We start from the raw sequence: 22,919 nt of genomic DNA on the forward strand, positions 1-22,919 counted from the left end.
TTTCATATTGTCGACAATTTAACAACCCGCTTTAACACCGACTGGAGCACTTTTCCGCAGATCTCGTTGCCTGCTTCAAACATGCAACGGTAGACCAATGCGGCGCTTGAATACCCTGTATCAGGCAGCGGCTGCGGCCTCTTCCACCAGATGACAGGCCACACGTGTGCCATTCGACAAAGTCTGCATCTTCGGCGCTTCCTGCGCACAGCGCGCCACCGCAAACGGACACCGCGGATGGAATGTGCAACCGGAAGGCGGCTTCAGCGGGCTTGGAACTTCACCGCTTGCCGGTGTGCGGTTGCGATTGGGCGCTTCAATATTGGGGATTGTCTGCAACAAAAGCTGCGTATAGGGATGACGTGGCTGCGCGAAGAGTTCTTCCGTATTGCCCTCTTCAACAATCCGCCCCAGATACATGACCGCGATGCGGTCAGACATGTGGCGAACGACGCTCATATCATGGCTGATGAAGAGGTAGGTCAGGCCCAACTCATCCTGCAACCGTCGCATAAGATTGAGCACCTGAGCCTGCACTGAAACGTCCAGCGCCGAAGTCGGCTCGTCGCAAACGAGAAACTCAGGCTCGCTCGCCAAGGCACGCGCAATTGAAATGCGCTGGCGTTGCCCGCCAGAAAATTCGTGCGGAAACTTTTCGCCATCGGAAAGTGAAAGTCCAACGGTGCGCAGAAGTTCCTCCACGCGCTCGGTAACTTCCGCCGCTGTTTTGCGCAGTTTCAATTCCCGCAATGGTTCAGCGATGATGTTCTTGACGCGCCAACGAGGATTGAGCGAGGCATAAGGGTCCTGAAATATCATCTGCGCCGTCAATGGCGCACCACTTTTGCCGGGCGCAAACCGCATCTGGCCGCTTGTCGCGCCATGCAATCCAGTGACCAGTCGGGCTACGGTTGACTTTCCGCATCCGCTTTCGCCAACGATGCTCAGACAACCACCTGCTGGCACCGTAAAGCTGATATCGTTGACAGCCTGGAGGTACTGGCGCGGCTTGCGCTCTATCACTCTGTTGAGCCATGGAGCCGAGACATCAAATGTCTTGACCAGACGCTCGACGGTCAAAGCCGCAGTTTCTTTCGACGGGTTCGTCATACGCTGCCTCCTGCGTTGAGCCAACAAGCGCTAGCGCCAAGATTGGGGTTTTGACTGATAAGGTTGAGTTCGGGGCGTTCCTCAAGACAGCGGGGCACCGCCACTTTGCAACGCGGATTGAAAGCGCAACCCTTGGGAATAGCGTCAAGGCGCGGCATCGAGCCATCAATCTGGTTCAGCTTTTCCACCCGCGCACCAAGCGACGGGATCGAGGCCATCAAGCCCTGTGTATAGGGGTGACGCGGCTGATGCAGAACCTGTTCGACAGGCCCGATCTCAATCAGTCGCCCCGCATACATCACGGCAATGCGATCAGCCGCTTCGGCAATCACGCCCATATCGTGCGTAACGAGCATAACGGCGGTTTGCTTTTCCTTGCAGAGTTTCCGCAAGAGCGAAATGATCTGTGCCTGGATCGATACGTCTAGCGCCGTCGTCGGTTCATCAGCGATAACGAGCTTAGGGGAAGCGGCAAGTGCAAGTGCAATCACCACGCGCTGTCGCATACCACCCGAGAACTGATGCGGATACTGGTTGACGCGGTCCTCCGGCGAAGGAATACCGACATCGCGCAGCAACTGGATAGCCCGTTCACGCGCCTGAGCCTTGCCAAGACCAAGATGGCGCCGGATCGTCTCGACAAGCTGCGCGCCCACCGTGAACAGCGGATTGAGCGAGGTGAGCGGATCCTGAAAAATCGCGCCGATTTCACGGCCGCGAATTTTCTCCATAGCCCGGTCATCCAGCGTGTCGATCCGGCGCTTGCCAAGCCACACTTCACCGTCGGCGATATGCCCAGGCGCTTCCAGCAGGCCCTGAATGGCCAGACCGGTCATCGACTTGCCAGCACCGGATTCCCCCACAACGCCAAGGATTTCACCGGGCCGGATCGACAGACTGACATCCGACAGAGCGGTAACCGTGCCATGACGCCCTGGAAAAACCACGCGCAGATTGCGCACTTCAATGACTGGTTCTTGCATGTCATGCATTGAAATCACCTTCTATCGGATAGCTGGAAGGGAAGATTTCCGCGACAGGAGGATGGTTCCAGCTGCGCTCGGGATATTTGGCGATAAGTCCGTCGAACTGGGCCTGCGCCTGACGACGGGCTTGTTCCATGTCCAACCCGGCAAGCCTTCGATTAATCATGGAAGCGCGGCCATCGACAAAGACCGCGCGCGTAATCTTGCCCGAACCGCCAGTGACAATGGTCGTGATGGGGTCAACTGTCGCCGCCATGATGGTGTCGTCGAGATCGAAGACCGCTATATCCGCTCTCGCACCCGGTGAGAGGTGACCGATATCACCGCGTCCAAGTGCTTTTGCGCCACCAATGGTCGCCGCATCAAAAAGATCTGCCGACCGTAAACGGTCCGGCGCACCATCGGCAATACGACCGGCAATGAGACCCGTCAGCAAATTCATGAGCATATCGGGCGGCGTGGTATCGGTGCCCATGGCAATATTGATCCCCCGCTTGCGACAAGCAGAGAAGGATTTGAGGATCGAGCCGCTGCGTGCCGATACGAGCGGACAATGCACAATGGAAACACCATTGGCTGCATAGAGGCCCAGATCTTCATCCGTAGCATTCGTCGCGTGAGGTGCAATCATCCGGTCGCTGAGCAGGCCATATTTTGCAAGCCAGACCGGAGCCGTCGAGCCGTGCAACATCCGCACAGTATCGACTTCCATCGTGCCTTGAGCCATATGAAGACGGAACTTGCAGCCCAACTCGCGCGCAGCCGCATCAGTGCGTTGCAACAATCCAAGTGTTGAAGTCTCGACCCGATCCGGAGCCAACATGCCGCGCACCAGATCGCCGTGACGGCCATTCTGGCGCTCGATATAAGCAACGGCGTCTTTCAGTCCCTGAAAGCCACGCTCTTCGTCGAAAATGGGAACGATCTTTCCCGGTTCTTCCAGAACCATACCGCCGGAACGGTAGGCAGGGCTTAGGTAAACGCGCAGCCCCAGTTCACCCGCTGCCTCAGCAGCAGCATCGAACTCGGCAACTGTTTCGCCCCATTCGCGATAGAATAGCGAGGCGATGGGTGCTGCCGTGGTGATCCCGTTCAACAGAAGCTGGCCGAACGCAAAGCGCTTTTGAAAAGCCAGCTTGTCCTGACTGTACATCTCATAAGGGCCAGCCTCGACATAAGACCGTGGCCAGACGCGGCCCTTGGCCCAACCGGGATGGTTGTCTATGCCAAGAATGGTGGTGTCGAGGTCCGACAAGGCATCAAGATCAATGAGACCCGGCGAGATCAGCGCATTGCCGAAATCGATGCGGCGCGCCAGTTCACCGGTGAAACCATGTCCAACAAAGACAATCTCGCCGTTTTCAAAAACGACTTCGCCATTGCGCAAGAGCGTATGGCCGCCATCCTTGTGCCCAACCACCCAGCTGGCGGTAATCAGGGTCCGTCCATCAGATCGCTGACCAAGCGTTAATGTATCGATCGCATTGTTCATCACGGCATCTCCACCACAGCAACGCCGTTACGTGCAGTGACGCGACCGTTCTTGACCACCAGAGGGCGCGGCGCGATATCCACCACGGTATGGGCCAATGTTTCACCCGTCAGAAGGGTGAAGTCGGCATTGCAGCCCACATCCAGACCATAGTTTTCAAGACGCATCACGTCTGCGCCGCCCTGAGAGACGATATACAGGAGATGTTCCAGATCATGATCTGAACGGACGCCATTTTTCATGCCAATGATCTTGGCGCGATCCAGCATATCGGGCTGCCCCCATGGTCCCCAGGTGTCGCGAATGCCGTCGCAACCACCACCAATGCGCACGCCCGCTTCCTTGAGACGCTTGATCGACGGCACTGTGGCCGATGGCGCACCGGTCGTCAGAATTGCGACATCCAGAACCGCGATCTGTTCGATCAACTGGCCGACGCGCAAATAATCATTCATGCCGAGCGCGAAAGCATGGCTGATCGCCACCCTCCCTTCCATACCGTTAGCGCGGATACGCTCAAAGATGAGTTCCATCGTGAACGCGCCAAGATCGCCGGTCTCATGCAGATGAATATCAATCGGTACGCCGTGCTTGAGAGCGAGCGCGAACAGAATATCGAGCTGCCCCTTTGGGTCGCGATCAATACCGCATGGATCGATACCACCCAGAACTTCACAACCCTGACGCAAGGCCTCATCGAGCAATTCTTCCGTACCGGGCATGACCATCAGACCCGACTGCGGGAATGCAACGATCTCGATATCAATGATGCCTTTCAGCTTCTCGCGTGTTGCCCAGACGCCTTCGACCAATGACAATCCATGGGTGGGATCGATATCGACATGGCTGCGGATATGCGTTGCGCCATGGGCGGCAAGACCGATTGCGTGACGCATCGACTGGCGATGCGGATCAAGGCCGATTTCCAGCCGATGCTCGCGCTCAAAATCAATACGTTCACGCAGGATCGCGGCACGATTATTGACATGCCAGGGCATGCCCCAGGTCGTCTTGTCGAGATGCGTATGCGCATCGATCAGGCCGGGCGCAACGATTGCATTGCCACCATCTTCGATGGCCATGCCGGGCTCTGCCTCGAACTGTCCGAAACCAGCAATCTTCCCATCCTTGATCAAAACATCGCACGTATCGCCAGCCATAGGGCGCACATTGCGGAGCAAAAGATTGTTCATCGATATTACCTCAGTTTCGGATTGAGTGCATCGCGCAGCCAGTCGCCAAGCATATTGACGGCCACAACCAGCAGGCACAGCTGAATGACGGGGAAGAGCACGATCCACCAGGAACCGGAAAACAGGAACTGGTTGCCGATGCGGATCAGGGTCCCGAGAGAAGGCTGGCTCGGCGGCATGCCGATGCCAAGGAAGGACAGCGTGGCTTCGGTAAGAATGGCCATGCCGAAGTTAAGCGTGGCCGCCACCATGATGGGGGTCAACGTGTTCGGCAGGATATGTCTCGCCATGATGCGGCGCGCCGGAACCCCGATCAGACGGGCGGCAGACACATAGTCCTTGCCGGTTTCAACGATGGCCTGAGCGCGGACAGTACGGGCATATTGCACCCATGCAGAGAGCGCAATGGCCAGAATGAGAACCGCTGATGCCCCTACTTCACGAAGACTGACCGGCAACATCTGCCGCACGACGGTTGAAACCAGAATGGCGACCAGAATGGTCGGGATAGACAGCGTGATATCGCCGATGCGCATCAGGAGATTGTCGATGAAGCCACCAAAATAGCCTGAAACCAAACCGGCACTCATGCCGATGACCAAGGAAAGCACAACCGAAGCGATGCCGATAACGATGGAAATGCGCGTGCCATAAAGAATGGCTGACAGCATATCGCGCCCTTGCGTGTCGGTGCCCAGCAGGAAGGGCCATTCGCCGCCCTCTTCCCAGATGGGCGGCAGCTCTGCTTTCCACATATCGAGTGCTGCGCCATCATAAGGGTTTTGCGGCGCAATGAGGGGCGCAAACAATGCCGTCAGGATCAGGATTGCGAGCAGCGCTGCGCTGATCATCGCGGTCTTGCTGTGTGTGAACGACCACCACAAGTCGCTTTTACGAACCCGCTGTACAAACGACGGACGGGAGGTGGTGGTGGTTTGCGTGGTTGGGGTGCTCATCGACTTTGACTCCACAATCGGTTCCATGGGCAACTCAACGCGCCGTGCGCAGGCGTGGATCAATCACCGCATAGGCAATGTCCACGAAAGTGTTGAGCACAACGAAGATGAAGGAAATGATGCAGAGATAGGCTGCCATGACCGGGATATCGAGGAAGGTAACGGCCTGAATGAACAACATGCCCATGCCTGGCCATTGAAACACGGTTTCGGTAATCAGCGCGAAGGCGATCAGCGAACCGACATTCATCGCTGTCATGGTCACAACTGGCATCAGGCAGTTGCGAAGCGCATGACGAAAATAGATACGCCAGCGCGGAATACCGCGGGCACGGGCGAATTTCACATAGTCCGAACGCAGCACTTCCAGCATTTCTGCGCGAACCAGACGCATGACGAGCGTGACTTGATAAAGCGACAGCGCAATGGCCGGCAGCAAAATCGCGATACGACCGGAATGCGTCAACAATCCAGTGGACCACCAGCCAAGCTGTACGACATCACCTCGTCCGAAAGCCGGGAACCAGCCCAGCGTAACCGAGAAAACCAGAATGAGCAGGATACCAACCACAAAACTTGGCAGTGAAACACCGACAATAGAGAGAAACTGCAATCCCTCCGTATACCACTTGCCGCGTTTGATTGCTGTTAGTACGCCAAGGGGAAGGCCGAGCAGCAACGAGATCAAGGTCGCCACCAGAACCAGTTCCAGTGTTGCCGGAAACCGCTCGGCGATAAGGCCCAGAACATCCTGACCATTGCGATAGGAGATGCCGAAATTGCCCTGAGCTGCGTTCACCACGAACCGGGTATATTGTGTCATCAGGCCATCGTTAAGCCCCAGACGCTCGCGCAGATTATCGCGGTCGGCCTGTGTCATCTGTTCGTTGGCCATCATCTCGACGGGGTCGCCCGCCAGACGAAAGATCAAAAAGGCCAGCAAGGCAACAGCCAGCATAACCATGATGGCATTGGCCAGACGCTTGATGATAAAAACCAGCATGTGAATTCCTTGGGAACAGGATGCTCCGAAACGGCGTGCCCCGGAGCATCTTGATGAGACTATTCGGCAAAATGCGTCAGCCAGTGACGCGGCTTGTTGTCTGGCAACTGGACGATATGATCAATCTTATTCGACATGACCCACGCCATCGGCTGTTGATGCAGCGGCAACATGACGATCTCGTCCTTGACCATTTGCAGAGCCTTTGTCTGCAATGCCAGCCGTTTGCTGCGATCCATCTCCGTGGATGCCTCAATGACCAGCTTGTCGATTTCCGGATAGCTCCAGCCACCCCAGTTGAAAACACCGGCATTATCAGTTTTGGTTTCAATCATCTGTAACAGGATCGAATAGCTGTCGAGCATCGGCTCAGTTGCCCAGCCAATGATATAGACGTCAGCCTTGCCACCCGTGCGTTTCGGTGCCTGCGCAGCCGTTGGTGCAATATCAAGCTGCGGCTTGAAGCCGCCCCGGCTCAGCATATTCACGAGCCCCTGGCACAGTTCTTCCTCGTTCACATAGGCATCAGTTGTGCAGACCAGTGTGAACGGAAAATCCGTAGCCCCAGCCTCGGCCAGAAGCTTCTTCGACAGGGCCGGATCATAGGCCAAAGTGGTATCCAGTTCCGGCGTGTAGCCCGGAATTTCCGGCGCAACCACCGCACCTGCCGTGCGCGACTTGCCGCGCATGATGCGCTTCTGTATCAGGTCGCGGTCAAGCGAATGTGCGAAAGCCTGACGCACACGCAAATCGTTGAATTTGTTTTCCGATCCGTTTTCGAGCTTCGGCTTGCGATTGAAACCCATCATGACAGTGCGCAAATCGGTACGTTCCATGACCTTCAGGTCAGGCTGTGCCTGAAGGCGCGGCAAATCCTGCGATGGGGCACTTTCCGTAAAATTGACTTCTCCAGAGAGAAGTGCCGCAACGCGTGTCGCTGCCGAAGTGATCGGATTGAACTCGATGCGGTCGATGTTTGATTTCGACGTCTTGTCCCACCAGTCCGGGTTCTTGACCAGAATGGTCTTGGAATCCGGTACACGGCTTTCCAGCTTGAACGGACCCGTGCCATTGGTGTGGTAGGTAGCGTAGCCTTCGATCTTGGCACCAACGTCGGTGGGCTTTTCCGAATTATTGGTCTTCAGCCAGCCCGCATCGAAGATGTGAATATTGGTGAGGTCATTGAGGAGCAGCGGATAAGGGCCGCTCAACTCGATATCGATTGTGTAGTCGTCCACTTTCTTGGAGGACTTGTAGGCAGGCAAATTACCACGCAGCGGCGAAACCGGATCGCTGACGCGCTTCAACGAAGCGAGCACATCGTCGGCATTGAAATCCGCGCCATCATGAAACTTGACGCCCTTGCGCAGATGAAAGCGCCAAACCGTCTCGGAAACATTTTCCCAGGATTCAGCAAGCGCAGGCTCGATCTTCAGCTCGGCGTCGTAGCGCACGAGGCCTTCATAGATGTGATTGAGGAAGGACAGTGTATAGCTGTCGCCATAAGAATAGGGATCAAGCGAATAGATATCGCGCGCAGCGCCCCATTTGAGCGTTTCGGCGTGGCCAGCCAAAGTCAGCCCAGCCAGCATTGTGGCCGCAAGGCCAAGTTTTCTTAACATAGATTTTGCTCCGCTTCTGGAAATTTGCGCCTCCTTTTTTGGAGGTCTGTTTTCATGCATCGCCGCATCCGTTTCGGTGCTGCGTTTCAGTGTCTGCTCACGCCATGAAGGCGGGTAATACTGATTTCTCCCTTTTGAGGTGACCGGCCTCCCAGATCACGAAAGGGAGTATTGCCAGTCGATATAAAGTTGTCAACGTAATTGTAGACAATTTTTTGAGTTTCAATAACCTATTTGTCGACAACTATGCTCTACAATTGGTCAGATGCTGCCACATTTCTGAGCAACAATCAAAGTGCGGCTTTTGAATGAGAATTGTCGCATCTCCAGAGTGTGCACCACATAAAAAAAGCGCCTCACCAAGGTGAAGCGCTTTTCTATTTTCGCTTTGCTGGCCTTACTCGGCCATTTGCGTATGCCAATGACGCGGCTTGTTATCGGCCCGGAAATCCACGCTCTTGACCTTGTCCAGCATGCCCCAAGCGATGGGCTGCTGATGAATCGGGATCAGAATTGCCTTGTCCTTGGCAACTTTCAGCGCCTGTTCTTCCAGCGCCAAACGCTTCGCCGTATCAGGTTCCTGTGCCGCCTTTTTCATCAGTTCGTCGAGTTCAGGATAAGACCAGCCACCATAGTTGGATACACCGGTGGAACCACTGCGCGTAGAAAGCACCTGCGAAAGCAACGAATAGGCATCGAGCGTCGGCTCATTGGCCCAGCTCAGATTGAACATATCAGCCTTGCCATTGGTGCGCTTAGGCTGCTGAACGGCACGTGGCCCCATATCGATGCTCGGTTCGAAACCGCCGCGTTTCATCATATTGGCGATACCCGAACAGATATCTTCCTCGTTGATGCTCTCATCATTCATGCAAAGATAGTTGAAAGTCAGGCCTTTCTGGCCAGCTTCTTCAAGCAGCTTTTGAGCAAGGTTGGGATCGGCTGGCTGATAAGTGTCGAGCGCTTTCGAATAGCCTGCGATTTCCGGCGCAATCAGAGAACCGGAAGGCCGTGCCAGACCGCGCATGATTTTCTTGTTGATGAGATCACGATCAATACTTGCCTCGACGGCCTGACGCACGCGGACATCCAGGAATGGGTTCGGACGCCCATCCTCAAGCTTTTCCTTGCCGTTAAAGCCGATAAACACCGTGCGCAGCTCGGTGCGTTTGTCGACCTTGATGCCCGGCGTCGATTCCAGACGCGGAATATCCTGAATGGGTGCTGAATCGACCAGATCGATTTCATTGGAAAGAAGTGCCGCAACGCGCGTCGCAGCCGAAGAAATCGGAATGTATTCGATGCGATCCAGATTGTGCTTTTTCTGGTCCCACCATTGATCATTAACGATCAGAACCGTCTTTGAATCGGGTACACGGCTGTCGAGCTTGAACGGGCCCGTGCCATTGGTGTTATGCGTTGCATAATTCTCTGTCTTGGACGCGATATCGGTCGGCTTTTCGGCACTATTGTCCTTCAGCCACTTCGCGTTGAACATGAAAATATTGGTCATGTCGTTGAGGAACAGCGCCGATGGTGCCGAAACCTCGATATCGACCGTGGAATCGTCCACTTTCTTGACGCCGACATAGAGCGGAATATTGCCGCGCAGAGGTGATGTCGGGTCGGAAACACGGTTCATCGAGGCCACAACGTCATCAGCCGTAAAATCTGCGCCATTGTGGAACTTCACGCCCTTGCGAAGGGTAAAACGCCAGAACTTGTTATCGACCAACTTCCATTCGGTAGCCAGCGCGGGCTCGATCTCGAAGTTCGGGCCGTAACGGATCAGACCTTCGTAAATGTGGTTCAGGAAAGCCAGATTGGATGTGGATGGAACAGAATCAGGATCGAGCGAGTAGATATCCGCACGACTGCCCCAACGTAACGTAGCCGCGTCGGCAGAACTGGCCAGTGCCGGCGCCGCAATGGCAGCTGCCGTCAGGGCCGATATAAAAAACCTATTTAAACGCGACATGCTTTTTCCCCTCATCCATAACGATAAGATTGTTGGACTGAATTTCGTTGCAGTATCTTAATCCATTCTTTTATTGTCAACGATATTGTCGCCAATTAACTTCAAAAACATCGACATATCGATATGAGACCGCACAGCGTCAAACGCTGTCGTCATGGACATAAAAAAGGGGAAGATATGACTGGATTGCTGCTGCTTCACGGGACTGTCGTGACAGTCGATAAAACACGGCGGATTATAGAAGATGGAGCTGTGGCAATCGAGAACGACAGAATTGTCGATATTGGCACATCGCAGGACCTCGCTCCGCGCCATGTTGACAAGAAGACAATCGACTGTTGTGGCAAGATGCTCATTCCGGGTCTCATCGACGCGCACGGCCACGCTGGTCACGCGCTGATCCGCAGCATTGCCGCCGACACCAATTCACTTTGGATGCGGATCGTCACGCCAACCTATTATCATTATGTAACCCGCGACTACTGGTACGCCGATGGCCTCGTTTCCGGCCTGGAGCGGCTATGCGCGGGCGTGACAACCTCGGCCAGCATCATCACCTCCATGCCGCGCAGCGACGATCCGGTCTTTGCAGCCAATCACGCGCGCGCCTATGCGGAACTCGGTCTGCGCGAGATCATATGTGCCGGCCCCGCTGAACTACCCTGGCCGCAATCGGTAACGCGATGGGAAAGCGGCAAGCCTGTGCGTCACACTGTTTCATTCGAAGAAATGATTGAGGGCGCTGAAGCCACCATCGAAAGCCTTAACGGAACAGCCGGCGGCCGCATCAAGGTTTTTCTGACGCCTTTTACAATCGTCCCCTCTGTCGAACCGTCAAACGCTTCCACACCGGATTTCGCGGTCAATCTGACGGAGAACGACCGGATGCAGGCGCGTCGCATTCGCGAAACCGCGCGCAAATGGGGCGTGCGCATCCATTCTGATGCCTTTGCCGGGCAAATTCGGATGGCGTATCAAGACAAGGAACATGCACTGCTGGGTCCTGATGTGCATTTACAGCATTGCTGGGGCATCTCTCATGAGGAAATAGATATCCTCGCCGAAACCGGCACCCACGTCACCCATGCACCGCCCGGACGTTCCACGCCGATTATGCAGATGCTTGCGCGGGGCGTGCCTGTCGCTATTACATCCGACGGCGCCGCACCAAGCCGCCATTTCGACATGCTGCAAGTCGCCCGGATCGCGCAATCAACCCAACATATATTGCATAATCACGACCGATACCTTCTGCCGCCCGGCAAGGTGTTCGAGATGATAACCATCGACGCGGCGCGTGCCATTGGTATGGATCATGAGATCGGTTCTCTTGAAACCGGCAAGAAAGCGGATATCGCGATCATCGATATGCGCAAACCGCATCTGACACCCAATTGGATGCCGGTCCATCGGCTGGTTCATCAGGTTCTTGGCAGCGATGTTGATACTGTCATCGTCGACGGCAAGATTATCATGCAGGACGGCGTGGTCCTAACTGCCGATATGCACGAGGCGCTTGCCTTCGGTGAAGCAGAGGCGCGTGCTCTGGTCGCCCGAGCCGGACTGGACGCCCACATGCACGATCCGGGCTGGGGTCAGTTGCAGCGCACGTTCGAACAGCCAGTCGTACCGCCCTCACCTCCCGAATGTTGAAGGTAGCGGCCATAGTCCGTCAGTCGATAGCGCTTACTGAATAGGTTCAGCTATCCACAATATTACTCAACGGCGACCCAAAAGCGCCGTTGAACCCGCGATAGCGCTGATGGCTGCGATTGAGATGTGCCTGCATCGCTTCACGTGCCTGCTCGGCATTTCCGGCGCTGATCGCTTCACAAATGGCGCGATGCTCGATGACCGTGTTCTGGATATAATCAGGCGTGATAAGCGAGGGGTTCAGATCCCGCGAAAATGCTGGCTGTGGCAGTATCTTCAGGCTCATGACGCTGAAAAACTCGATAAACGCCAGATTATTGGTTGCCTCCGATATGGACCGGTGGAAAATGAAGTCCAGTTCATCCAGTGCTTCTTCATTCTCAATAGAAGCCTCGAACTGCTTCAGCGCATCCCACATGTTTGCTTCCTGCGCCCATGACCGGCGTTGCGCGGCCAATCCGGCGGCATGGACTTCAAAAGCCATACGCAACTCAAGCAAATCCATGAATGGAAGCGAAAGCCGCGCCAACGGCTCCAGCATGGAATCGTCTGAGACGGGAGGCACTGCCTTTCCAGGATCGCGAATGAATATTCCAACCCCATGCTTTGCTTCCAACAATCCGTCAGAGCGCAGAGCCGCCACAGCTTCGCGGATAACCGTGCGGCTGACACCAAGCTTGTCCCCAAGTTCAGCAAGGGTCGGCAACTTGTCGCCGACCTGAAGCGTACCGTCGCCGATCAGTGTCTTGAGGCTCTCAATCGTTCGCGCAGTCAGTGTTTTCAATATGAGCCTATCCCGGTGGAAAATATTGTCTTTCCATGGTGATACGCGGTTAGCACGCTCAAGACAAGATACTATCATCATGTATGTGATAATATCTCTTAAAATCACATTTCGTTTTACAAGCCAACCTGACACCCATTGGAACGCCGAATGGGTACTATCGGAACAAAATGCGCCGACAAAAGTAGATATTCAGTTTATGCGACACAACCCTCTGAATTCGCTCAAAGATTGGTCAACATGCTGTTTTCTATAGCATAACACCTAATCTCAATCGCTTTCCCACCAAAATAGACGCCTGAGATTCATTCTTGACAAGTGATATTATTTCAGCAAACCTAACATCACAACAAGACGCCATGTGATAATATCACCATGCAGTTGCAGGTAGTTCCATGCTACAGCAATTGCAGAACAGGCGAACAAAAACAGGGGAATTCGAGATGGGAATCGTTTCTTCCAGACTGGCGGAGTTGGGCCTTGCCCTGCCCAGTGTGACGGCCCCGAGCGGAACCTATGTTCCGTTTCGGTTGAGTGGAAGCACACTCTACATTTCCGGACAGGTGCCGCGCGTCGACGGTGTTGACCGTTATCTGGGCCTCGTCGGCGACACTATGGATATAGCGGAGGCCTATCAGGCAGCGCGTGTCTGCGCACTCAATCTTCTGGCACGCGCCTCAATGGCCGTTGATGGCGATCTCGACCGCATTTCAGCCTGTTTGCAGGTGCGCGGCTTTGTAAATGCCGTGCCCAGCTTCAAAGACCATCCCGCCGTTATTGATGGAGCCTCCGATCTTCTGGTCGAAGTTCTGGGCGAGAAAGGCCGACATGCCCGCACGGCATTGGGGGCAGGCTCTCTGCCGCGCGGATTTGCTGTCGAAGTCGACGCCATTTTTGAAGTTCAGCCCTGAGCGGGCGATTTCCGTTCTGCCTACACATATGAAGCGAGAGATAGATGTCTGAACAAGCCATCACGATGAGCGCGGTCAATAAATGGTATGGCCAGCTTCACGTACTCAAGAATGTGGATCTACATGTGAAGCGGGGCGAACATATCGTTCTGTGCGGCCCCTCCGGTTCGGGTAAATCAACGCTTATTCGCTGTATCAATCATCTTGAAGAGATTCAGGACGGCACCATCGATGTGAATGGAACACGACTAGGCAACAAAGGGGCCAATGTCGATCATATCCGGCGCGATGTCGGCATGGTCTTTCAACAGTTTAACCTTTTCCCCCATATGACCGTACTCGAAAACTGTATGCTGGCGCCGCGCCGCGTGCATAAGGCTTCAACAGCCGAGGCCAAAGAAAAAGCCATGCATTTCCTCAAGCGGGTGCATATCGCCGAACAGGCCAACAAATATCCAGCCCAGCTTTCTGGAGGTCAGCAGCAACGTGTGGCCATTGCTCGCGCGCTTTGCATGGGGCCAAAGATCATGTTGTTCGATGAACCCACATCGGCGCTTGATCCTGAAATGGTGAAAGAAGTTCTCGATACCATGATCTCGCTTGCGGACGACGGTATCACGATGATCTGCGTAACACACGAAATGGGTTTTGCGCGCGCCGTTGCGCACCGTGTCATCTTCATGGATCGCGGCGAGATTATCGAAAGCGCCCCTCCCACAGAGTTTTTCGGCAACCCCAAGCACGAACGCGCCAAAGCATTTCTGGGCCAGATTCTCAATCACTAACAACAAAGGGGAACCAGACGGAATAACGGGAGCTTGCCAATGCAATATAGTTTCGACATGGGGCCGGTTCTGGCGGCCTGGCCACTGCTGCTCAGCGGCGCATTACAAACCCTAAAGATATCCTCCATCTCGATGGCGCTTGGGCTGATGCTCGGCATTGTCTTCATGTTGATGCGCATGAGCTCGATACGAACCGTATCACGGGTGGCATTTGCCTATATCGAATTGATCCGCAACACGCCGTTTCTGGTGCAGGTATTTTTCATCTTCTTCGGAATGCCATCTCTTGGCGTCACCTTGACAGCCACACAGGCGGCAATTCTGGCCATGACGCTCAATTGCGCAGCTTATGCAGCCGAAATCGTGCGCGGCGGGGTGGAGTCCATCAAGAAGGGGCAGGTGGAAGCAGGACGGGCGCTTGGCCTTCACACAATCGACGTCTATCGCTTCATCATCTTTCGGCCAGCCATTCGCGCGGTTTACCCAGCGCTTTGCAGCCAGTTCATTTTGATGATGCTCAATTCCAGCCTGGTGGCTTCAGTTTCCGCGGAAGAACTCACCTATGTCGGTCAAATGATCGATTCAGAGACATTCCGCAGCTTCGAAGTCTATTTCGCACTCGGCGTTATCTATCTCGCGCTTTCGCAGTTCTTTTCCATTGTTCTCCAACTCATTGGCAGAACTTACTTTTCCTACCCGACGAAGTGAGGCAGACCGATGATACGCAGTTTCGGCTTTGCAGAATTCCTGTTCATTCTTGAAGGGGCTCGCTGGACAGTAATCCTGTCACTCCTCGCCTTCGTCTTCGGTGGTGCCTGTGGTCTCATCGTGGCCCTTGGGCGCACCAGCAACAAGAAATGGCTTCGCTATTTTATGGCGACATATATCCAGATCTTTCAGGGCACACCGCTGCTGATCCAGCTATTCTTCGTCTATTTCGGCCTGCCGTTGCTCGGCATTCGTGTCGATGTCTGGGTCGCGCTCATTATCGGTCTTTCGCTCCATACCAGTGCATTTCTTGGTGAAATCTGGCGGGGCAGCATCGAGGCTGTATCGGCAGGGCAGGATGAAGCGGCCCGCGCGCTTGGTATCGGCTATGTCCGGCGCATGTCGGATGTCGTGCTTCCCCAAGCCTTTCGCATCGGCCTGCCCGCAACGATTGGCTTTCTCGTCAATCTGATCAAGGGCACCGCCCTTGCGGCTCTGCTCGGCCTGACCGAACTCACACGCTCGGGTCAGCTGATGGCCAACATCACTTTCGAGCCACTCAAAGTCTACGGCGCTGTCGGTCTTGTCTACTTCGTGATCTGCATTCCGCTCACCTATTACAGCGCCCGTATCGAAAAGCGGATGAATGCATCCCGTTGAATAACAATAAAACAACCAGAGGTAAGAACATGTTCAATTCAAGTTTCGCTCGTTCCAAGGCTTCACTCGGCTTCGCGTTCGGTCTGCTCGCATCCGTGTGCATCGCCACGGCGGCTGGCGCCGCTACGCCCGAGGAAATCAAGGCCAAGGGCACCGTTACCATCGGTGTGCAGATGGACCAGTTTCCATGGGGCTTTATCGACGAGAACGGCAAAAATGGAGGCTATGACGTCGATGTTGCTGACCTGATCGCCAAGGAACTGGGCGTTCAGATCAAGTTCGAGCGCATTACCGGTCAGAACCGTATTCCACTTCTCACCAATGGCATGGTCGATTTTCTCGTTCCATCCATGACCATCACGCCAGAGCGCGCCAAGGTCATTCAATTCGCCATTCCGTATTCCTCCAACGACATCACTGTCTGGGGCAAGAACGACGTTGATATCAAGGGCAATGACGATCTGGGCAAATACATCATTGGCGTCAATCGCGGCAGCGTTTTCGAGCCGGTCCTGAAGAAAGTCGCGCCCGCCAACACGCAGATCAAGCGCTTCGATGACGATGCGACCACCGTACAGGCGCTCCTGTCCGGTCAGGTTGACGCTATTCTGGGCAGCGTGACCTATGGGCTGGTGATCGACAAAACTGGCAACAGCGGCAACTACGGTCGCAAGTACAAGGTCGCAGACAATTTCCAGGCAATGGCGGTGCGCAAGGGCGATCAGGAAATGCTCGACTATCTGAATGATTTTGTCACGCGCCACACGGCGGACGGTTCACTCGACGGTCTTTACAAAAAGTGGATTGGTGTGGATCGCGCAAAGTTGCCGACCACCCTTGATGGAGTGGACTTCACCGGCAAGAACTAACCACAGACTGACTGGTGAACGTCTGAACGTTCCGAGTTAGCCGAGACACCACAAAACAACACTTAATGAACCGGCAGGCACCGCCTGCCGGAACGAGGAAACACGTGCCTGAACCGTGGCCTTTCAGCCCGGCCCCGCACTTAACGCATAGAATCTGATCTTGGGAGTTAGGCAAGACATGACGATAGATGGCAAACTGATCAGGGTTGGCGTCGACATTGGCGGAACCTTCACCGATGTGGCGATGGAGGTTGGTTCGACACTGCACTCAACCAAGGTTCTGACCGATTACGCGTTCCCTGAAAATGCGATTGTCAAAGCCATTCGCGAGGTTGCGGAAAAGGCCGGGATAGCGCTGAACCAGATCGATACGGTGATCCATGGCACCACTCTTGCGACAAACGCCCTGATCGAGCGTCGCGGTGCAAAAACGGCGCTCGTCACGACCAAAGGCTTTCGCGACGTGATCGAAATGCGCACCGAAAGCCGCTTCGAGCAATATGATCTCGATATTGTCCTCCCGGCCCCGTTGGTCGACCGTAGCGACCGTTTCGTCCTTGATGAGCGCATGGGAGCAAGCGGCGAAGTGCTCAAGCCTCTGGATGAGAGCGAGATAGAAACGCTTTGCGATCGCATTATTGCGCAAGGTTATGAGAGTATCGCTGTCGGCTTCATCCACTCCTATCTCAATGGCAAACATGAGCGCCGTTTCCGTGACCGGCTGCTGGCCAGGAAGCCTGATCTTTCCGTCTCGATTTCGTCGGAAGTCTCGCCGCAGATGCGTGAGTTTCAACGCTTCAATACCGTCTGCGCCAATGCCTATGTCAAACCTTTGATGGCGTCTTACCTCAATCGTCTGGTAGGCCGTCTTCACGATGAAGGGCTTGTTGCACCGGTCTTTATGATCCACTCGGGCGGCGGCATTATCAGCGTCGACAGTGCGATTGAGTTTCCCGTTCGCCTGCTTGAATCCGGACCGGCTGGCGGCGCGATTTTCGCAGCCCATATCGCAGCCAATCACAAGCTTGATCAGGTCGTGTCCTACGATATGGGCGGCACTACCGCAAAAATCTGCCTGATTGAACAGCAGACACCGAAAACGTCGAAGACCTTCGAAGTGGCGCGTACCTATCGCTTCAAGAAGGGCAGCGGCATGCCAATCTCCATCCCGGTCATCGAAATGGTCGAGATTGGCGCGGGCGGCGGCTCGATTGCAAACGTCGATTCCATGCGCCAGATCCGCGTTGGTCCTCATAGCGCAGGTTCGGAACCGGGACCGGCTTGCTATGATCGGGGCGGTGTCAACCCAACCGTGACCGACGCCGATGTCATCCTTGGTCGCCTTGATCCCGACAGCTTTGCCGGCGGGTCGATGAAACTGTCGCGCTCGGCATCCGAAAGCGCCATGGATGCAGATATTGGCAGCAAGCTGGGTTCGGATATCGCAACCTCGGCTTATGGCCTTAGCGAAGTTGTCGATGAAAACATGAGCAACGCCGCGCGTATGCATGCGGTTGAAAATGGCAAGGAGCTTTCCGAGTTCACCATGATCGCCTTTGGCGGCGCGGCTCCTGTTCATGCCGCGCGGCTTTGCGAAAAGCTTGGTGTCAACGATCTGCTGATCCCGCCTGGTGCCGGTGTCGGCTCTGCAATCGGCTTCCTGCGTGCGCCTTTTGGTTTTGAATCGGTCCGCAGCGCTTATAGCCGCATCAGCCGCTTCGACGCCAATGCGATCAATACTGTGATTGCCGAGCTGGTACAGGAAGCAACCTCCTTCGTGCGCTCGGGCGCACCCAACGCCAACCCTTCACTCGAATGCACCGCTTATATGCGCTATGTCGGTCAGGGATGGGAAGTACCGGTCACCATTGAGGTTCGTGAGTATACCCAAGCGGATGCCTCACTTTTCAGCTCGCTTTTCGATGAGTGCTATGAACGCTTCTTCGGTCGCGTGATCGATGGGCTGGATGTCGAAATTGTCAGCTGGTCGCTGCGCGCCAGCGCAGATGCCGCAGCACCAACCCCTGCCAAACCTGTGACGAAACAATCAACCGCAACAGTATCCGGCCAGCGCAAGGTGTTCGACGTTCTCGAAGAGCGTTTCCTTGATGCCAGCGTGGTTGATCGCAGCGATATGAAACCGGGTGACTGGATCGCCGGGCCAGCGGTCATCACGGAACGCGAGACATCGACCATCGTGACCTCAAGCCGCGAAGCTATCATGCAGGCCGATGGTTGCCTGTTGCTGCGCGCCAAGGCTGCCTGAAGGAGTTTACCCATGTCAGTGAAACCTATTTCCGATGTCCACATGCAGATCATGTGGAACCGCCTGATCTCGGTCGTTGAAGAACAGGCCGTAACGCTCATTCGTACAGCCTTCAGCACCAGTGTGCGTGAATCCGGTGATCTTTCAGCTGGCGTGTTCAATCGCGCCGGACAGATGATCGCGCAGGCCGTGACCGGCACGCCCGGCCATGTGAATGCGATGGCGGAAGCCGTTGGACATTTCATCAACGATATCGGGCGGGAGAATATCTTCGAAGGTGATGTCTACATCACCAACGACCCATGGAAAGGCACCGGTCACCTGCACGATTTCACCGTCGTCTCGCCAAGCTTTCGCGATGGCGCGCTGACAGGCTTCTTCGCTTGCACCGCCCATGTGGTGGATGTGGGCGGACGTGGCTTTGGCCCCGATGCAAACGAAGTTTATGAAGAAGGCATCTTTGTGCCGATCATGAAATTCGCTGAACGCGGGGTGGTCAACAAAGATCTCGTGAACATTTTGCGCAACAATGTTCGCGAAAGCCATCAGGTCGTCGGCGACGTCTATTCCCTCGCCGCCTGCAACGAAATCGGTCATCGCCGTCTGATGGACATGATGGATGAGTTCCGACTCGACGATCTGGAAGAGCTGGCCGAATTTATCTTCAAACGTAGCTATGACGCGACGCTTGAGAAGCTGGCGGCATTGCCGCACGGCACTTATTCCAACGTGATGCGGGTTGACGGTTACGGCGATCCTATCGATATCGCGGTGCGGATCGATGTCCATGCCGATCACATACTTGCGGACTTCAACGGCACATCTGCGCCTAGCCCTAAAGGCATCAATTGTCCGCTGATTTATTCAGCTGCCTATGCCTGTTACGGCCTGAAATGCTCAATTGCGCCGGAAATCCCGAACAATCACGCATCGCTTCTTCCCTTCAAGGTGATTGCTCCGAAAGATTGCATCTTGAACGCGCAGCACCCTGCCCCTGTTTCGGTCCGCCACGTGCTCGGCCATCTGGTGCCCGATGCAGTGCTTGGTGCTGTCCATAAGATGCTGCCCGGTCGAGTACCGGCGGAAGGCTCAGGCGCGCTTTGGAACCTTCATGTTAGTGCGCGTCCGCTTTCCGGCGACAAGGCCCCAAAAGATGGGGGCCAGCGCGCCGAGGTTCTTCTGTTCAACAGCGGTGGAGCCGGTGCCCGGTCGCATCTCGACGGGCTGAGCGCCACCGCTTTTCCAAGCGGTGTTCATTCGATGTCCATCGAGGCGACGGAACATGTTGGCCCGGTAATCTTCTGGCGCAAGGAATTGCGCGACGGTTCCGGCGGCGCCGGAAAATTCCGTGGCGGGCTTGGTCAGGTTGTCGAGATTGCACCGACTGATGGACATGAGATCTACTTCAATGCCATGTTCGATCGCATCAAACACCCGCCGCGCGGGCGTGAAGGTGGCGAGAACGGCGCGCCGGGCGCGGTCCTGCTCGATGATGGTTCGGTGCTCAACGCCAAGGGCCGTCAGCATGTCCCAGCAGGACGCAGGCTGATCCTGCAATTGCCGGGCGGCGGCGGCTATGGCGCTGCGGATGAACGGTGCCTGGATGCCAAACAGCGCGACAAAGAATTTGATTATGTCGTGAATGGTTGACCATCAGATCCTGTCAGAAGCCGCCTTTAGGGCGGCTTCTCCTTTTTCCCGATCCACAAACAAGAGCATTCCAATGCAATATGAAAATAGAAGATCGGCGGGCATCCAGTCATCGCCGAGCATGGCTGTTTCGATGGCCGCCAAAAAGCTGCGTGCCGAGGGGCGAGACATTATCGATTTGTCGTTGGGCGAGCCGGATTTTGAACCGCCGCACCATGTTCTGGATGCTGCCTGCACAGCAGTCAAAGCTGGCGGTGTTCGTTACGGAGCAGCAGCTGGAACCGAAGCGCTTCGCGCCGCGATTATTGCCAAGTTCAAGCGTGACAACGGTCTAGATTTTTCACAGGAAGAGCTGACCGTCGCCAATGGCGCAAAACAGATCTTGTTCGATGCGTTCCTCGCCACCCTCGAACCGGGCGACGAAGTGGTTATCCCCACACCTTGCTGGGTTTCTTATGGCGATATCGTTTCCTTGCATGGTGGCACGCCGGTCTATGTTGAATGCGGACCACAAGATGATTTCAAACTGACGGTCCAACTACTGGAAAAGGCCATCACACCACGCACGCGCTGGCTGATGCTGAACTCGCCATCCAATCCCACCGGCGCGATCTACAGCGCTACAGAATATCAGGCGCTTGCGACAGCGCTGGAAAAACACCCTGGTATTCTCATCCTTTCCGATGAGATTTACGAGCACATCTTGCTACGCGACCATCCCTTCGTTTCCTTCGGCAGCGTCTGCCCGCAATTGCGGGAACGAACTCTCATCGTCAACGGTGTCTCAAAAGCCTACGCGATGACGGGCTGGCGAGTTGGCTATGCGGCAGGTCCAAAGGCGCTCATTGCAGCAATCAACAAGATGCAGTCGCAAAGCGTCACATCCGTTTGCAGCATTGCGCAGGCGGCCGCAAAAGCCGCACTCGATGGCGACCAGAGTTTCGTGCAGGAAGCAGCCCAGACGTTTCGCCGTCGCGCCGATCTTGTCGCGACCTATCTGTCGGAAATACCCAATATTGACTTCCGCCAGCCGGACGGCGCGTTTTATGCGTTCATCGGTGTCAGCAGACTGATTGGCAAAACGACCCCCGCCGGCGCGACGTTAGAAAGCGACACTGATGTTGCAGGATATCTGCTCAATGATTTTGGCGTATCCAGCGTGCCTGGTATCGCTTTTGGCGCGCCCGGCTTCATCCGCTTGTCCATTGCCGCTTCTGAAGCAGAACTGACCAAGGCCTGTGAACGCCTGAAAAAAATGGCCGCGTCACTATAAACGCGGCCTTTATTGCATCTTATAAAGAAACCGCGGGTGATGGACCCGCGGTTTTTCCTTTTGATCGCTCAAGCCGCCTGTTTGCGGCTGTACTTGCCGATGAGCGCTTCGAGAAGGCCTTCTTCCTCTCTGGTCAGATCGCAAAGTGGAGAACGAACCTTCCCGGCATTGAAGCCCTGAAGACGCACGCCTGCCTTGATGGCTGCCACGGCATAGCCCTTCTGGCGGTTGCGAATTGCCATGAACGGATAGAAGAACTCGTTGAGAATCCGCTCGCATGTGGCGCGTTCACCTGCCCTCAGCGCACGATAGAATTCCACCGCCAGACCAGGAACGAAGTTGAAAACGGCTGAAGAATAGGTCGTGAACCCGGCGCCCAGATAGGCTTCGGCGAAGAGTTCCGCCGTCGGCATTCCGCCCAGATAGGTCAGACGATCCCCCATCTTGGCCGTAATCTGGCGAACGAGCCCGATATCACCCACACCATCCTTGAAACCGACAAGATTGGGGCACTCATCACACAAGCGAACCAGCGTGTCGGCCTGAAGAACGGCATTATCACGATTATAGACCATGACGCCGATGCCAATTGACTGGCAGATGCGCTTGACATGTTCGTAGAGACCCTGCTGAGGCGCATCGATCAGATAATGTGGCAGAAGCAATATCCCGTCCGCTCCAGCCTTTTCAGCTGACTTGGCAATTTCTATCGCCATTTCCGTCCCATAGCCGCAGCCCGAAACAATCGCTGTGCCGCTGTTGCCAACGGCCTCCTTTGCCGCAGACACGATGGCCGGAATTTCACTCGGGCGCAGAGAAAAGAACTCGCCGGTGCCGCCGGCGGCGAACAATACCGGTGCATCGAAGCCCGAAAGCCATTCTACATGGGCTTTATAGCTTTCCGGCGCAAACTGCCCCTCGGCATCGAAATGCGTTACCGGGAAGGAGAGCAATCCTGCTCCAAGCTTTTCCTTGATCTGCTGCGGTTCCATATGTTGACCCCTTTTTTGATGTCTGCAT

19 protein-coding genes are annotated in these 22,919 nt (G+C 55.2%); 9 read left to right on the forward strand and 10 right to left on the reverse strand.

What is annotated here, in order from left to right:
- Positions 1 to 120: 120 nt before the first annotated feature.
- The 8 genes from FHW00_RS12420 to FHW00_RS12455 all read right to left on the reverse strand — a co-directional run bounded on the left by FHW00_RS12420 (position 121) and on the right by FHW00_RS12455 (position 10,340).
- The gene (locus FHW00_RS12420) at positions 121 to 1,110 is read right to left on the reverse strand and encodes an ABC transporter ATP-binding protein (protein ID WP_078337168.1); all 990 of its coding nucleotides are present in this window, start codon (positions 1,108 to 1,110) and stop codon (positions 121 to 123) included.
- A complete protein-coding gene (locus tag FHW00_RS12425) occupies positions 1,107 to 2,102 on the reverse strand; it encodes an ABC transporter ATP-binding protein (protein WP_078337477.1) in 996 nt (331 codons plus the stop codon). The genes FHW00_RS12420 and FHW00_RS12425 overlap by 4 nt, the downstream gene beginning before the upstream one ends.
- On the reverse strand, positions 2,095 to 3,588 hold the full coding sequence (locus FHW00_RS12430) for an amidohydrolase family protein (protein WP_078337169.1): 1,494 nt from the start codon (positions 3,586 to 3,588) through the stop codon (positions 2,095 to 2,097). Before FHW00_RS12430 ends, FHW00_RS12425 begins: the two co-directional genes overlap by 8 nt.
- Positions 3,588 to 4,781: an amidohydrolase family protein gene (locus FHW00_RS12435; protein ID WP_078337170.1), complete on the reverse strand. Its 1,194-nt coding sequence runs from the start codon at positions 4,779 to 4,781 to the stop codon at positions 3,588 to 3,590. The genes FHW00_RS12430 and FHW00_RS12435 overlap by 1 nt, the downstream gene beginning before the upstream one ends.
- Positions 4,782 to 4,786: 5 nt before the next feature.
- Positions 4,787 to 5,737, reverse strand: a complete 951-nt coding sequence (locus tag FHW00_RS12440; protein ID WP_078337478.1) for an ABC transporter permease — start codon at positions 5,735 to 5,737, stop codon at positions 4,787 to 4,789.
- A 34-nt stretch (positions 5,738 to 5,771) separates the two neighbouring features.
- Positions 5,772 to 6,740, reverse strand: coding sequence for an ABC transporter permease (locus tag FHW00_RS12445; protein WP_078337171.1), 969 nt, complete (start codon positions 6,738 to 6,740; stop codon positions 5,772 to 5,774).
- A gap of 59 nt (positions 6,741 to 6,799) precedes the next feature.
- Complete coding sequence (locus FHW00_RS12450) at positions 6,800 to 8,362, reverse strand: ABC transporter substrate-binding protein (RefSeq protein ID WP_078337172.1); 1,563 nt, start codon at positions 8,360 to 8,362, stop codon at positions 6,800 to 6,802.
- A gap of 397 nt (positions 8,363 to 8,759) precedes the next feature.
- On the reverse strand, positions 8,760 to 10,340 hold the full coding sequence (locus FHW00_RS12455) for an ABC transporter substrate-binding protein (protein WP_078337173.1): 1,581 nt from the start codon (positions 10,338 to 10,340) through the stop codon (positions 8,760 to 8,762).
- Positions 10,341 to 10,517: 177 nt separating this feature from the next.
- Between FHW00_RS12455 and FHW00_RS12460 the strand changes: the two genes are divergently transcribed.
- The gene (locus FHW00_RS12460; RefSeq protein WP_078337174.1) at positions 10,518 to 11,993 is read left to right on the forward strand and encodes an amidohydrolase family protein; all 1,476 of its coding nucleotides are present in this window, start codon (positions 10,518 to 10,520) and stop codon (positions 11,991 to 11,993) included.
- 46 nt (positions 11,994 to 12,039) lie between these two features.
- On the opposite strand, the gene FHW00_RS12465 is transcribed toward FHW00_RS12460, so the two are convergent.
- A complete protein-coding gene (locus tag FHW00_RS12465) occupies positions 12,040 to 12,777 on the reverse strand; it encodes a FadR/GntR family transcriptional regulator (RefSeq protein ID WP_078337175.1) in 738 nt (245 codons plus the stop codon).
- A gap of 443 nt (positions 12,778 to 13,220) precedes the next feature.
- Between FHW00_RS12465 and FHW00_RS12470 the strand changes: the two genes are divergently transcribed.
- From FHW00_RS12470 to FHW00_RS12505, 8 genes are all read left to right on the forward strand, one after another.
- The gene (locus tag FHW00_RS12470) at positions 13,221 to 13,688 is read left to right on the forward strand and encodes a RidA family protein (protein WP_078337176.1); all 468 of its coding nucleotides are present in this window, start codon (positions 13,221 to 13,223) and stop codon (positions 13,686 to 13,688) included.
- Positions 13,689 to 13,732: 44 nt separating this feature from the next.
- The gene (locus FHW00_RS12475; protein ID WP_078337177.1) at positions 13,733 to 14,473 is read left to right on the forward strand and encodes an amino acid ABC transporter ATP-binding protein; all 741 of its coding nucleotides are present in this window, start codon (positions 13,733 to 13,735) and stop codon (positions 14,471 to 14,473) included.
- A gap of 39 nt (positions 14,474 to 14,512) precedes the next feature.
- Positions 14,513 to 15,181, forward strand: coding sequence for an amino acid ABC transporter permease (locus FHW00_RS12480; protein ID WP_078337178.1), 669 nt, complete (start codon positions 14,513 to 14,515; stop codon positions 15,179 to 15,181).
- Between the two features lie 9 nt (positions 15,182 to 15,190).
- Entirely contained in the window at positions 15,191 to 15,841 is a 651-nt protein-coding gene (locus FHW00_RS12485; protein ID WP_078337179.1) for an amino acid ABC transporter permease, read from the forward strand.
- A 29-nt stretch (positions 15,842 to 15,870) separates the two neighbouring features.
- Positions 15,871 to 16,710: a transporter substrate-binding domain-containing protein gene (locus tag FHW00_RS12490; protein WP_078337180.1), complete on the forward strand. Its 840-nt coding sequence runs from the start codon at positions 15,871 to 15,873 to the stop codon at positions 16,708 to 16,710.
- A gap of 178 nt (positions 16,711 to 16,888) precedes the next feature.
- On the forward strand, positions 16,889 to 18,976 hold the full coding sequence (locus FHW00_RS12495) for a hydantoinase/oxoprolinase family protein (protein WP_078337181.1): 2,088 nt from the start codon (positions 16,889 to 16,891) through the stop codon (positions 18,974 to 18,976).
- A gap of 12 nt (positions 18,977 to 18,988) precedes the next feature.
- Positions 18,989 to 20,626, forward strand: coding sequence for a hydantoinase B/oxoprolinase family protein (locus tag FHW00_RS12500; RefSeq protein ID WP_182514660.1), 1,638 nt, complete (start codon positions 18,989 to 18,991; stop codon positions 20,624 to 20,626).
- A 73-nt stretch (positions 20,627 to 20,699) separates the two neighbouring features.
- Positions 20,700 to 21,899, forward strand: a complete 1,200-nt coding sequence (locus FHW00_RS12505; protein WP_078337182.1) for a pyridoxal phosphate-dependent aminotransferase — start codon at positions 20,700 to 20,702, stop codon at positions 21,897 to 21,899.
- Between the two features lie 68 nt (positions 21,900 to 21,967).
- Here the strand turns inward: FHW00_RS12505 and kdgD are convergent, their stop codons facing one another.
- Positions 21,968 to 22,891 carry a 5-dehydro-4-deoxyglucarate dehydratase gene (gene kdgD, locus FHW00_RS12510; protein ID WP_078337183.1) on the reverse strand — a complete coding sequence of 308 codons (924 nt, stop codon included), beginning with the start codon at positions 22,889 to 22,891 and terminating at the stop codon, positions 21,968 to 21,970.
- Between the last annotated feature and the right edge of the window lie 28 nt (positions 22,892 to 22,919).

The sequence above is a fragment of the Ochrobactrum sp. P6BSIII genome (assembly GCF_014138065.1).
Classification (GTDB): Bacteria; Pseudomonadota; Alphaproteobacteria; order Rhizobiales; family Rhizobiaceae; genus Brucella.